Origin of the sequence: Rhodovulum sulfidophilum DSM 1374, assembly GCF_001633165.1 — a bacterium.
Classification (GTDB): domain Bacteria; phylum Pseudomonadota; class Alphaproteobacteria; order Rhodobacterales; family Rhodobacteraceae; genus Rhodovulum; species Rhodovulum sulfidophilum.
The window spans coordinates 1,337,621-1,350,542 of the sequence record NZ_CP015418.1 but is presented as its reverse complement, the minus strand read 5'-3'; the positions used below and the strand labels follow the sequence as shown (position 1 = coordinate 1,350,542).

Sequence of the window (12,922 nt, the reverse complement as noted above, 5' to 3'; positions counted from 1 at the left end):
TCAGCCCCACCGCTCGCCCTCGGGCGCAAGCCGCGACAATGTCCGGCCCAGCGCCGCCAGATCGCCCCGAAGATCGGTCACCGTCTCCTGACGCCCGGCGGAAATCTCTTCGAGAATGCGCAGAAGCTGCACATCTATCGAGCGCAGCCGCATCCGCGCCTCGGCATCGGCCAGCGCCCCCTCCTCGCCCATCCGCGCCTCGATCGCGGCGGTGGCGCGGGCCTGCCCCTCGGCCACCCGCGACAGCGCATCGGTCACCGCGCGGGTATCGTCAAGCTGGCGCTCCATCGCGGACCCGAGCGTGTTGACCGCCTCGACCAGCGTACCGACCCGGCTTTCAAGCGCGACCCGCTCGCCTTCGGATTCGGCAAAGAGCGTGTGCAGCCCCTCCATCTGATCGGCCAGCCGGTCGAGCGTGGCGGCCAGCAGCCCGACCTCGGCGCCGCCGCCCTCGCCCTCGCCCTCGCCGGTCGAGAAGCCGAGCCGGGTGATCGAGGACAGCCAGTCCTCGAGCTCCTGATAGAAGCGGTTCTGGCCATGACCGGCGAACAGCTCGAGCAGCCCCACCACCAGCGAGCCCGCCAGCCCCAGCAGCGACGAGGCGAAGGCCGTGCCCATGCCGCCAAGCTGGCTTTCGAGCCCGACCATCAGCCGCCCGAACACCTCGACCCCGCCCTCGCCATCGCGCGGCGCGAGCGAACGGATGGTATCCACCACCGCGGGCACCACCGTCGCCAACCCGTAAAACGTGCCCAGAAGCCCCAGAAAGATCAGCAGGCTGGACAGATAGCGGGTGATGTCGCGCTGTTCCTCGATCCGGGTCGCGACGGAATCGAGGATGGTACGGGCCGAGGCGGTGTTGATCTGCATCCGCTTGTCGCTGCGCTTGCGCAGCAATGCCGCAAGCGGCGCCAGAAGCTTCGGTGCCCGGGTCAGGCCATGGCCCGGAATGCCGCCGGCGAAATCCTCGATCCAGCGCACCGAGGCACCAAGCTGGATCACCTGCAGGAAACAGGTCGCGACACCGAACAGGAAGACGAAGACGATGGCCCCGTTCAGATAGGGGCTGGCCAGAAACACCGGCGCCACCTGCGGATAGGCCACATAGGCCCCGGTCGCGAAGAACAGGCAGGCGCTCGTCATCAAGACGACCTGCCGCCTCGGTCGGGAAAATTGCGGCTCGGCCTCGCGTGGGGTCTTGTCCATGGGATTGGGTTCTGGCCCGGTCATTTCTTGGGCAGAGACTAGGCCAAGCAGGGCCATCCCACAACAATCAATCCGATTTCAGCGCTCTGACCCTGTCGGCAAGCCAGTCGAGATCGGGGTCGGACAGGCCCAGCTCGGCCAGATGCGCGACCGTGTTGAACAGATATTCGTCATTCGGCCCCATGCCGCCCTGCGACCGGGCGATGATCTGCGCCTGTTCCTCAAGCGGCAGCCCGCCGCAATATTGCACATGATCGGGGTCGATCACATAGCAGACCGCCCGGATCGTGCCGCCCCCGGCCGGAACCAGGTCGAGCTCGACCTCGAAATAGGCGGCCGAGATCAGTTCGCGTTCGCGCAGCGCCGCCAGCGTCTCGGCCTCGGTCCCCGGCGCGGCGCGCAGCGCCACCCCCTGGCAACTTGCCCCGGGCGCGGCGTCGAGCGCCAGTACCAGCCCCGGCTCGGCCTCGCTGCCGCGATGGTGGATCGAGCGCATGCAGAAGCTGCGATGCCAGCCCTCGAGCCGCGCGAGCCGCCGCTCGGCCACCTCGAAGCCCGGCTTCCAAAGAAGCGATCCATAGCCGAAAACCCACAAGCCGTCCTGCATCATCTGGTCCTTTCCCGTCGCCCCCTGTTACCCTCATCCGGGCATGGGACGAAAGGGGGCCCGCGATGCGGTTTTTGCTGTCTCTGGCGCTGCTGGCCGCGCTGGCCTGGTCGGGCTACTGGGCGCTGGCCGCGCGCGGGATCGAGCGCGGGCTGGCGGGCTGGCTCGACACCCGCCGCGCCGAGGGCTGGGCCGCCGATGCCGGGCGGATCGACGTGACCGGCTTTCCCACCCGGTTCGACAGCCGGATCGAGGACCTGAGCCTGGCCGATCCGGGCACCGGGCTGGCCTGGTCGATGCCGGAATTCAGCTTTTCCGCACAAAGCCACCGCCCGCAGCGCATATTGGCGCGCTGGCCCGAGACCCAGCAGATCGCCACCCCTCTCGAGCGGATCGCGGTCACGGCCGAGACGATGACCGGCACCCTGGCCTTCCGGCCCGGACTGGCCTTCGAGCTGGCCTCGGCGAGGCTTTCGGTGGGCGCCTTCGGGCTTGTCTCGGATCGCGGCCGGCGGGCCTCGATGGATGGCGCCGAGATCGCGATCAAGGCCGTCGCGGACCGGCCCGGGGCCCAGCATCTGCGGCTGTCGGCCAGCGGGATGCGCCCGCCCGCGGGGCTTGTCGCCACGCTCGACCCGGCGGGCCTGTTGCCGCCCCTGTTCCAGCGGGTCTCGTTCGAGGCGGTGGCCGTCTTCGACGCGCCCTGGGACCGGCGCGCGATCGAAGAGCGGCGGCCCCAGGTCCGCCGAGTCGAGATCGCGCGGCTCGACGCGCAATGGGGCGATCTGGCGCTGCAGGCGGCCGGCAGCTTCGATGTCGATGCCGAGGGCCAGCCCTCGGGCAGACTCACGCTCCGCGCCACCAACTGGCGCGAAATGATCGCCATCGCCCGCAGCTCGGGCCAGCTGCCCGCGCCGCTTGCCGACCGGCTCGAGGACGCGCTGGGCCTGCTGGCCGGGCTTTCGGGGCGTCCCGAAATGCTGGACGTGCCGCTGCGCTTTGCGCTGGGGCAGACCTGGCTCGGCCCGGTGCCGCTGGGCCCCGCCCCGAATTTCAGGCTGCGCTAGAGACCTTGTCCGGGGCCGAACAACAGGCTCAGCGGCAATAGGCGCCGCCGCGATAGCGCGCCGTGTCGACATGGATATGGTCCTGATGGAACCGGTCCGCGCCCGGCCCCAGCACGGTGCCGAAGGGCCCGCAAGCGGCGCGGTGGATCTGCTTCAGCACCCGGCCCTGAGCCGGGTCCTTCCAGCCCCCGAGCACGGTCAGCGATGTGCCGTTGCGCAGCGTCACCGCGCCGATATCGACCGCATGACCGCGGCCATGCTCGGAGATCTTCGCGCCCTTCCGGTTGTTGCGCGTACGGCAGACGTAATGGGCGAAGACCCTCAACGACGCGACCCCGCCTCCGCGTCGGCCCACCGCGGGCTTGATGCCGTTGCTGACCCAGGATCTCAGCGCCCGTGCCGTTGCGCAATCGACGGTGACGGGCTGGCTCAGCGCGACGCCGTCGACCGCGCTCACCCGTACCGGCCGCGCAACCCCGCAGCCCGCGACCCGGGCCACGATCGGCGCGATCATCTCGCCCGTGATCGCCGGATCGCCGCAGACCACGCCCCGGCGCGGGGTCGATACCGCAGAGGGCTGGCTGCGCGGGCCCGCCGCCGCAAGCTTGGCCAGCAGATCTGAGGGCCGCGGCACGGGCCGGAGCGAGCGGTCGAGCCCCCGACCGGCCGCCGCCTCGGAGCGGGCGCGACGGGGACCATTCATCACCCGGGCGAGGACGGTCGCGGGCCGTGCCTCGGGCCGGACCGCCACCGCCTCTGCCGGGAGCGCGCCCCAGGCAAGTGCCGGGCGCGGCTTCGGGCGCGGGATGCTGTCGAAACTGGCGGCACTCCCCGTTCCCGCGACCAGAACCAGCGCGAGAACGAGGCCCGCTCGCCGCATCAGGTCCGGGCCTTGCCACCGCGGCCGAAATCGGGCGCCTCGGTATCCTGGCCGGCCTCGATGATGCCGCGGCGAATGGCGCGGGTCCGGGTGAAATAATCGAAAAGCTCCTCGCCCTGCCCGGTCCGGATCGCCCGCTGAAGCGCGAACAGCTCTTCGGTGAAGCGGCCGAGAATTTCCAGCGTGGCTTCCTTGTTGGTCAGGAACACGTCGCGCCACATGGTCGGGTCCGAGGCCGCGATCCGGGTGAAATCGCGAAAGCCCGCGGCCGAATACTTGATGACCTCGCCATCGGTCACCCGGCGCAGGTCGTCGGCGACGCCGACCATGGTATAGGCGATGAGGTGCGGCACATGCGAGGTCACCGCCAGCACCAGGTCGTGGTGGTCGGGATCCATCTCCTCGACATTGGCGCCCATCCCCTCCCAGAACCGTTTCAGCCGAGCGGTCGCGGCCGGATCGGTGCCCGGCACCGGCACGATCAGGCTCCAGCGGTTGTCGAACAGCTCGGCAAAGCCCGAGCGGGGGCCCGAATGCTCGGTCCCCGCCAGCGGGTGGGCGGGAATGAAATGGACGCCCTCTGGCACATGCGGCGCGACCGTCTCGATCACCGCGCGCTTGACCGAGCCGACATCGGTCAGGGTCGCGCCCGGGGCCAGATGCGGCGCGATCTCGGCCGCGACCGCGCCCATCGCCCCGACCGGCACCGCCAGCACCACCAGATCGGCGCCCTCAGCGGCCTCGGCCGCGGTCTCGACCACCCGGTCGACAAGGCCGATCTCGGCGGCAACGGCCCGGGTCTCGGCCGAACGGGCGGTGCCGACGATCTCGCCCGCCAGCCCCGCCCGGCGCATTGCCAGCGCCATCGAGCCCGCGATCAGGCCCAGCCCGATCAGCGCGACCCGGTCGTAGAGCGGGCTTTTCACCGCGCCCCCTCCTTGAAGGCCCGCACGGCATGGGCCACCCGGCGGCAGGCGGCCTCGTCGCCCACGGTGATGCGCAGCGCATGGGGCAGCTTGTAGCCGCCGACCCGGCGCACGATCAGCCCCTGAGACTTGAGATAGGCATCGCAGGCCTCGGCCTCGGCGGCATCGGCAAAGCGCGGCAGCACGAAGTTGGAAAAGGTCGGATCGGTCGGCACGCCGGCCTCGTTCAGCGCCTCGACCAGCCAGGCCGCGAGCCGGATGTTCTCGGCCCGGCAGCGGGTAACGAAGGCCTGATCGCGCACCGCCGCCTCGGCGGTCTCGAGCTGGGCCTGACCCAGGTTGAAGGGGCTGCGGACCCGGTTCAGAACGCCGATCACCTCGGGCGCGGCATAGGCCCAGCCGACCCGCAACCCGCCCAGACCGTAGATCTTCGAGAAGGTCCGGGTCATCACCACGTTATGGTGACGATCGACCAGCGCGCGGCCGCCATCGAAACCCTCGACATATTCGGCATAGGCCGCGTCAAGCACCAGGACCACGCTCTCGGGCAGGCTTTCGGCCAGCCGCCGGGTCTCGGCCTCGGGGATCATGGTGCCGGTCGGGTTGCCGGGATTGGCCAGGAACACGATCCGGGTCCGGTCGGTGACCCCGGCAAGGATCGCGTCGACATCGACGGTACGCTCGACCTCATCGACCTCGACAGGGGTCGCGCCCGCCGCCAGCGCCGAGATCCGGTACATGGCGAAGCCGTGCCGGGTATGGATCACCTCGTCGCCGGGACCGGCATAGGCCTGGCAGAGAAAGGCGATGATCTCGTCCGAACCGACGCCGCAGATCACCCGTTCGGGGTCGAGCCCGTGCTGTTCGCCGATGGCGGCACGCAGCTCGGCATGGTCGGTCGAGGGATAGCGATGCAGGCTGTGCACGCAGCGCGAGAAGGCCGCTTTCGCCTTCTCGGAGGTGCCGAACGGGTTCTCGTTCGACGACAGCTTGACGACATCTGTCATCCCTTCGATCTTCGACTGCCCGCCCTGATAGAGGGCGATCTCGAGAATTCCGGGTTGGGGGGGGATCCTGGTCATGGCGGTGTCTCCTTGGCGCGCATCCCTAGCCGACGGAAAAGCCCAAAGCCAGTCCCAAATACCTCCGCCCGGCCGCCCTAAGCGGCGGCGCAACAGTATGCGCTCAGGTCCTCTTGGCGCGGGCCGACAGCCAGTCCATCGCCGCAAGCAGCACGCCCGACAGCACGAAGACCATATGGATCAGCACCAGCCAGAACAGCTCGTTATTGCCATAGACCGCATCGGCCTTGGCCTGACCGATCTCCATGAAGCGTTTCAGCAGGTGAATTCCCGAAATCGCCACGATCGAGGCGATCAGCTTCATCTTGAGACCCGAGAAGTCGACCGTGCCCATCCAGTCGGGGCGGTCGCTGTGATCGCCGATATCAAGCTTCGAGACGAAGTTCTCGTAGCCCGAGAACAGCACGATCAACAGCAGGTTGGCCGCCAGCGTGAGGTCGATCAGGGTCAGCACCGCCAAGATAGCGGTCTCGCTCGACATCGTCAGCACCTGCGGCGCGTAATAGGCGATCTCGCGCAGGAACACGACGACCAGCATCGCCAGTGACACCACGAGCCCCAGATACATCGGCGCCATCAGCCAGCGCGAGGCGAAGAGCCCGCGCTCGAAGACCAGTTCGGCAGTGGGTTTGTCGGCCATGATCGCGCCTCCCGCAAAGCAGCCCCGCGCGGCCCATAGCGCGCGGTCCGGATTCGGGCAAGCCGCCCCCGCGCCCGGCGCCCGGCCGCGGTGCCGCAGGCGACAGAGAGACCGGCCTGAACGGAAAGGACCCGCCCTGCACGCGGCAGGACGGGTCCGATACGGTTGTCGCGGCGCGGAACCTTAGTTCTGCGCGTAGAATTCGATGACGAGGTTGGGTTCCATGACGACCGGGTAGGGCACGTCTCCGAGACCCGGGATGCGCACGAAGGTGGCGGTCATCTTGGAATGGTCGGCCTCGATGTAATCGGGAACGTCACGCTCGGCGAGCTGCACCGCTTCGAGCAGCGCGGTCATCTGCTTGGACTTCTCGCGGACCTCGATGACGTCGCCTTCCTTGACCCGGTAGGACGGGATGTTGACGCGCTGACCGTTCACGGTGACATGGCCGTGGTTCACGAACTGGCGGGCGGCGAAGATGGTCGGCACGAACTTGGCGCGGTAGACCACGGTGTCGAGGCGGCGTTCCAGCAGGCCGACAAGCAGCTCGCCGGTATCGCCGCGCTGACGCTCGGCCTCGGCGAAGATGCGGCGGAACTGTTTCTCGGTCATGTCGCCATAGTAGCCTTTCAGCTTCTGCTTGGCGCGCAGCTGGATCCCGAAGTCGGACAGCTTGCCCTTGCGGCGCTGACCGTGCTGGCCGGGGCCGTATTCGCGGCGGTTCACCGGGGACTTGGCGCGGCCCCAGATGTTTTCGCCCATGCGGCGGTCGATCTTGTACTTGGCAGACGTGCGTTTGGTCACGGCTGATCTCCTTCAAAAGGGCGCCGCCCGCAGGCAGCAATGAAGGGCGTTGTCCTCTGGACCCGTTCCGGACCGGCCCGGACCCTGACAGGCATCCCCTTGCGGGGGCCACCAACACCAATGAAAATCCCGGCCGCGAGGGCCGGAATGGCGCGCTTATACAGGGGCACCGCCCACTGTCAAGCGCCGAGCGCCCGGATCGCGGCCTCGGCGGCCATCATCCCCATCCGCCGGACGCTGCGCTCGCCCAGCGCCGCGGCATGGGGCGACAGAAGCGCATTCGGCAGCGCGAGAAGCGGGTCCGAGGGCGGCGGCGGTTCGGTTTCGAACACGTCGAGCCCGATGCCGCCCAGCCGGGGCGCCGCCGCGACCAGCGCCGCCTCGTCGACGACGCCGCCCCGTCCGGTATTGAGAAGGATCGCGCCCTCGGGCAAGGCCGCCAGCTCGGCCGCGCCGATCAGCCCGTGCGTGCCCGCGTTCAGCGGCAGATGCAGGGTGAGGATCTGCGCCGCGGGCAGTGCCGCCGCAAGATCGCGCACCACCGGCACGCCCGCCTCCTCGGCGCTCAGCCGCCGGTGCCAGAGCGTGACCTCGATGTCGAAGGCCCGCGCCAGTTGCGCGACACGCTGGCCGATCGGTCCGAAACCCAGGATCAGCATCCGCATACCCGAAAGCTCGAGCGGCGCCAGCTGTTCGAAGCCGACAAACCCCGCCCGCGCGACCCGGTCCATCGCCACCGCCTGCCGGGTCAGCGCCAAAAGCATCATCATCGTATGCTCGGCCACCGCATTGGCATTGGCGCCGGGCGTGTTGAAGACCGGAATGCCCCGGCGCTCGGCCTCGGCGAGGGGAATGTTGTCGGTACCGACCCCGTGCTTGCAGATCGCCTCGAGCCCGGGTGCGCCCGCGATCATCTCGGGGCTCACCACGAAGGTGCGCAGGATCCAGGCCCGCGCCGTGGCCAGCCCCGCCGCAGGGTCGTCATCCTTCCAGCCGCAGGAGACACTCAGCCCCGCCGACGCCAGAAGCGCCAGCGCGTCGGGATGGATCGGTTCTGTCACATGCACATCAGCCATGATCGCCCTATGCGACGCCCGCGCACCGAATGCAATCGCCCCGCCCCCGGGCCGCGCTATAGTCGGGTCATGAGCGTTCTGACCGTCACCGGGCAAGGGCTTTACTGCCCTGCGGGCGATTTCCACATCGACCCCTGGGCGCCGGTCGACCGGGCGCTGATCACCCATGGCCATGCCGACCATGCCCGTCCCGGCCACCGGCATTATCTGGCGACCGACATCGCCGCCCCGGTGATCCGCCACCGGCTGGGCGCCATCGCGCTTGACACCATCCGCTATGGCGAGCCCCGCCGGATCGGCGCAGCCACGGTCTCGTTCCACCCGGCGGGCCATGTGCCGGGTTCGGCCCAGATCCGGGTCGAGCACAAGGGCGAGGTCTGGGTCGTCTCGGGCGATTACAAGCCCGAGCCCGACGGGCTGTCGGACCCGTTCGAGCCGGTCCGCTGCCATACCTTCATCAGCGAATGCACCTTCGGGCTGCCGATCTTCCGCTGGCGCCCGCAGGCCGAGGTGATGGCCGAGATCCGCGACTGGTGGGCCGAGAACGCGGCCCTCGGCCGGGCAAGCCTTCTGGGCGCCTATGCGCTTGGCAAGGCACAGCGGCTTCTGGCGGGGCTTGGCAACGGCGCCGAACCGGGGCCGGGCCCGATCCTGACCCATGGCGCCATCGAGGCCACCTGCCGGGTGATGCGCGACCAGGGGCTGGACCTGCCCGACACGGAGCCGGTCACGCCCGAGACCGATCCGCGCGCCCATCCCGGCGCGCTTGTGCTGGCCCCGCCCTCGGCCCTTGGCAGCGCCTGGGCGCGGCGCTTCGGGCGGGCCTCGACCGGGCTTGCCTCGGGCTGGATGGCGCTGCGCGGTGTGCGCAGGCGGCGTGGCGCCGAGCGTGGCTTCGTGCTGTCCGATCATGCCGACTGGGACGGGCTCAATACCGCGATCCGCGAAACCGGCGCCGAGCGGGTTCTGGTGACCCATGGCTATACCGCCCCGTTCCGGCGCTGGCTGGCCGAGCAGGGCTATGACGCGGGCATCGTCGCCACCGCCTGGGAGGGCGAAACGACTGAAGGCGACGCGGAATGAAACGCTTCGCCGCCCTTTTCACCGCGCTCGACCGCACCACCCGCACCACCGCCAAGGTCGAGGCGCTGGCCGCCTATCTGGCCGAGGCGCCCGAGCCCGACCGGCTCTGGACCGTGGCGCTTCTGTCGGGGCGGCGGCCGCGCCGGGCGGTGACGGCGACGCGGCTGCGGGAATGGGCGGCCGAGCGGGCGGGCCTGCCGCTCTGGCTGTTCGAGGAATGCTATCCGGTGGTGGGCGATCTGGCCGAGACCATCGCGCTGGTCCTGCCGCCGCCCGTCCAGGACAGCGACCGGAGCCTGTCGGCGCGCATGACCGACATCCTCGCCATGGCGCGGATGGACGAGCCCGCCCGAAAGGCCGGGATCCTCAAGGCCTGGGACAGCCTCGGCGGACCCGAGCGGTTCCTGTTCACCAAGCTTCTGACCGGCGGGTTCCGTGTCGGCGTGAGCCAGACCCTGATGACCCGCGCGCTGGCCCGCGCCACCGGGCAGGACGAGGCCGAGCTGGCGCACCGGCTGATGGGCGACTGGACGCCCGCGACGACAAGCTGGCAGGCCCTGATCGAGGCGCCCGACCCGGCGGCGGCGCTGTCGCGCCCCTATCCGTTCTATCTGGCCTATCAGATCGAGGGCCCGCCCGAGACGTTGGGCGCACCCGGCGACTGGATCGCCGAATACAAATGGGACGGCATCCGCGGCCAGCTGATCGCGCGCGGCGGGGTGCATTTCCTCTGGTCGCGCGGCGAGGACCTGATCACCGGGCGGTTCCCCGAACTGGCCGTCGCCCGCGATTTCCTGCCCGCAGGCACCGTACTGGATGGCGAGATCCTGGCCTGGAAGGACGGCCGCCCCCTGCCCTTTGCCGCGCTGCAGACCCGGATCGGTCGCAAGACGCTGTCGAAACGGCTGCTGGCCGAAACCCCGGCCGCGTTTCTCGCCTATGATCTGCTGGAGGACGGCGGCACCGACATCCGCCCCCGCCCGCTGGCCGAGCGCCGCGCGCGGCTGGAACAGATCATCGCCGGTATGCCGCCCGGCGGGCCGCTGCGCCTTTCGCAGGCCCTGCCCTTCGACGACTGGGAGGATCTGGCCCGGACCCGGGGCGCGGCACGCGCGGCCGAGGCCGAAGGCGTGATGCTGAAACGCGCCGACGCGCCCTATCTGGCCGGTCGCAGGAAAGGCGACTGGTGGAAATGGAAACTCGACCCGCTGACCGTCGACGCGGTGATGATCTATGCCCAGGCGGGCCACGGGCGGCGCGCGACGCTTTACACCGATTTCACCTTCGCGGTCTGGGACAGCGACAGGCTGGTGCCGGTGACCAAGGCCTATTCCGGCCTCACCGATGCCGAATTCCGCGAGATCACCGCCTGGGTCCGGAAGAACACGCTTCAGCGCTTCGGCCCGGTGCGGCAGGTCGCGCCCGAGCTGGTCTTCGAGATCGCCTTCGAGGGCATCCGGGCCAGTCCGCGCCACAAATCCGGCCTTGCCCTGCGCTTTCCCCGGATGCTGCGCTGGCGCCGCGACAAGCCCGCGGCCGAGGCCGACAGGCTCGACACCCTGAAGGCGCTGCTGGGCGCTGCCGGCGGCGAGACGACGCCCGGCGCTTGAACCGGCGCCCCCCGGCACTCTATCTCTGGATCAACACAACAAATGAGGATCGCCCATGCGCATCGCATCGCCCCGCCCCGTCTTTGACGCCAATGCCAGCGCCGGCGGCGCGCTGGGAGACCTGCCGGAATGGGATCTGTCCGATCTCTATGCCGCGCCCGACGCGCCCGAAATCGCCCGCGACATGGGCTGGCTGGAACAGGAATGCGCGGCCTTCGCGGCCGATTACGAGGGCAGGCTGGCCGGGCTCGACGCCGCCGGGATGCTGAGCTGCATCACCCGCTACGAGGCCATCGACCGCGTGGCCGGGCGGATCATGTCCTATGCCGGGCTGCGCTATTACCAGAACACCATGGATGCCGGCCGCGCCAAGTTCCTGTCGGACTGTCAGGACCGGATCACCAACTATACCACGCCGCTCGTGTTCTTCTCGCTGGAATTCAACCGGATCGCGGATGACGCCTATGAGGCGCTCTTTGCCGCCGATGCCGCGCTGACGCGCTACAAGCCGGTCTTCGACCGGATGCGGGCGACGCGGCCCTATCAGCTGTCGGACGAGCTGGAGAAATTCCTGCATGACCAGTCGGTGGTGGGCGCGAGCGCCTGGAACAAGCTGTTCGACGAGACCATCGCCGGGCTGGAATTCGAGGTCGAGGGCGAGGACGCGCCGCTGGGCATCGAGGCCACGCTGAACCTGCTGACCGATCCCGCGCGCGACAGGCGCGAGGCCGGGGCGCGCGCGCTGGCCGAGGTCTTCGGCGCCAATATCAAGACCTTCGCCCGGGTCCACAACACGCTGGCCAAGGAGAAGGAGATCGAGGACCGCTGGCGCAAGATGCCGACGCCGCAGACCGGGCGGCACCTGTCGAACCATGTCGAACCCGAAGTGGTCGAGGCGCTTCGCAATGCCGTGGTCGCGGCCTATCCCAAGCTCTCGCATCGCTATTACGCGCTGAAGGCGAAATGGCTGGGGCTCGACAAGCTGCAGGTCTGGGACCGCAACGCGCCGCTGCCGATCGAAGAGCAGAAAACCGTCGGCTGGGAGGCCGCGAAGGCCACCGTTATGGAGGCCTATTCCGAATTCTCGCCGAAGATGGCCGAGATCGCCGAGCCCTTCTTCGACAGGGGCTGGATCGATGCGGGCGTCAAGCCCGGCAAGGCGCCCGGCGCCTTCGCCCATCCGACCGTGACCGACGTGCACCCCTATGTGATGCTGAACTACCTGGGCAAGCCGCGCGACGTGATGACGCTCGCCCATGAGCTGGGCCATGGCGTCCATCAGGTGCTGGCCGCCGGTCAGGGCGAGCTGCTGGCCTCGACGCCGCTGACCCTGGCCGAGACCGCCAGCGTGTTCGGCGAGATGCTGACCTTCCGCAAGCTGCTGGCAGGCGCCACGACGCAGGCCCAGAAGAAGACGCTGCTGGCCGGCAAGGTCGAGGACATGATCAACACGGTCGTGCGCCAGATCGCCTTCTACGATTTCGAGTGCAAGCTGCACGAGGCCCGGCGCGGCGGCGAGCTGACGCCCGAGGACATCAACGATATCTGGATGAGCGTGCAGGGCGAGAGCCTGGGGCCGGTCTTCGAATTCATGCCGGGCTACGAGACCTTCTGGTCCTACGTGCCGCATTTCGTGCATTCGCCCTTCTACGTCTATGCCTATGCCTTCGGCGACGGGCTGGTGAACGCGCTTTACGCGGTCTATGAGGAAAGCGGCGCGGGCTTCCAGGACAAGTATTTCGAGATGCTGAAGGCGGGCGGGTCCAAGCACCACAAGGATCTGCTGGCGCCGTTCGGGCTCGATGCCTCGGACCCCGCCTTCTGGGACAAGGGGCTGTCGATGATCTCGGGCATGATCGACGAACTGGAAGCGATGGAAGACTGACCGACGCAGCCGGGCGGCGCGTCCTGCGCCACCCGGCCCGATTGCGCCTTGGACCG

Annotated in this window: 12 protein-coding genes; 4 read left to right on the top strand and 8 right to left on the bottom strand. The window is 69.2% G+C overall.

The window, feature by feature from the left end; all coding sequences use genetic code 11:
- Together A6W98_RS06490 and A6W98_RS06485 are read right to left on the bottom strand one after the other, a co-directional pair.
- Entirely contained in the window at positions 1-1,206 is a 1,206-nt protein-coding gene (locus A6W98_RS06490) for a biopolymer transporter ExbB (RefSeq protein ID WP_042459362.1), read from the bottom strand.
- 67 nt (positions 1,207-1,273) lie between these two features.
- Positions 1,274-1,813, bottom strand: coding sequence for a gamma-glutamylcyclotransferase (locus tag A6W98_RS06485; protein ID WP_042464651.1), 540 nt, complete (start codon positions 1,811-1,813; stop codon positions 1,274-1,276).
- Positions 1,814-1,878: 65 nt separating this feature from the next.
- Here A6W98_RS06485 and A6W98_RS06480 point away from each other — a divergent pair, with 65 nt between their 5' ends.
- Positions 1,879-2,880, top strand: a complete 1,002-nt coding sequence (locus A6W98_RS06480) for a DUF2125 domain-containing protein (protein ID WP_042459360.1) — start codon at positions 1,879-1,881, stop codon at positions 2,878-2,880.
- Positions 2,881-2,908: 28 nt separating this feature from the next.
- Here the strand turns inward: A6W98_RS06480 and A6W98_RS06475 are convergent, their stop codons facing one another.
- The 6 genes from A6W98_RS06475 to A6W98_RS06450 form a co-directional block, all read right to left on the bottom strand.
- Positions 2,909-3,760: an extensin-like domain-containing protein gene (locus tag A6W98_RS06475; RefSeq protein WP_042459355.1), complete on the bottom strand. Its 852-nt coding sequence runs from the start codon at positions 3,758-3,760 to the stop codon at positions 2,909-2,911.
- Complete coding sequence (locus A6W98_RS06470; protein ID WP_072071655.1) at positions 3,760-4,686, bottom strand: prephenate/arogenate dehydrogenase family protein; 927 nt, start codon at positions 4,684-4,686, stop codon at positions 3,760-3,762. The genes A6W98_RS06475 and A6W98_RS06470 overlap by 1 nt, the downstream gene beginning before the upstream one ends.
- The gene (gene hisC, locus A6W98_RS06465) at positions 4,683-5,768 is read right to left on the bottom strand and encodes a histidinol-phosphate transaminase (protein ID WP_042459352.1); all 1,086 of its coding nucleotides are present in this window, start codon (positions 5,766-5,768) and stop codon (positions 4,683-4,685) included. The genes A6W98_RS06470 and hisC overlap by 4 nt, the downstream gene beginning before the upstream one ends.
- Before the next feature lie 103 nt (positions 5,769-5,871).
- A complete protein-coding gene (locus A6W98_RS06460) occupies positions 5,872-6,408 on the bottom strand; it encodes a TIGR00645 family protein (RefSeq protein ID WP_042459350.1) in 537 nt (178 codons plus the stop codon).
- Between the two features lie 183 nt (positions 6,409-6,591).
- Positions 6,592-7,212 carry a 30S ribosomal protein S4 gene (rpsD, locus tag A6W98_RS06455; protein ID WP_042459348.1) on the bottom strand — a complete coding sequence of 207 codons (621 nt, stop codon included), beginning with the start codon at positions 7,210-7,212 and terminating at the stop codon, positions 6,592-6,594.
- A gap of 179 nt (positions 7,213-7,391) precedes the next feature.
- Positions 7,392-8,288, bottom strand: a complete 897-nt coding sequence (locus A6W98_RS06450; RefSeq protein WP_042459346.1) for an NAD(P)-dependent oxidoreductase — start codon at positions 8,286-8,288, stop codon at positions 7,392-7,394.
- A gap of 69 nt (positions 8,289-8,357) precedes the next feature.
- On the opposite strand from A6W98_RS06450, the gene A6W98_RS06445 reads away from it, so the two are divergent.
- From A6W98_RS06445 to A6W98_RS06435, 3 genes are read left to right on the top strand one after another with little or no spacing between them, the layout of a single operon-like run.
- Positions 8,358-9,371, top strand: coding sequence for a ligase-associated DNA damage response exonuclease (locus A6W98_RS06445; protein ID WP_042464648.1), 1,014 nt, complete (start codon positions 8,358-8,360; stop codon positions 9,369-9,371).
- Positions 9,368-10,981, top strand: a complete 1,614-nt coding sequence (locus tag A6W98_RS06440; RefSeq protein WP_042459344.1) for an ATP-dependent DNA ligase — start codon at positions 9,368-9,370, stop codon at positions 10,979-10,981. The genes A6W98_RS06445 and A6W98_RS06440 overlap by 4 nt, the downstream gene beginning before the upstream one ends.
- Positions 10,982-11,036: 55 nt before the next feature.
- Positions 11,037-12,866, top strand: a complete 1,830-nt coding sequence (locus A6W98_RS06435) for a M3 family oligoendopeptidase (protein ID WP_042459341.1) — start codon at positions 11,037-11,039, stop codon at positions 12,864-12,866.
- The last annotated feature ends 56 nt before the right edge of the window (positions 12,867-12,922 follow it).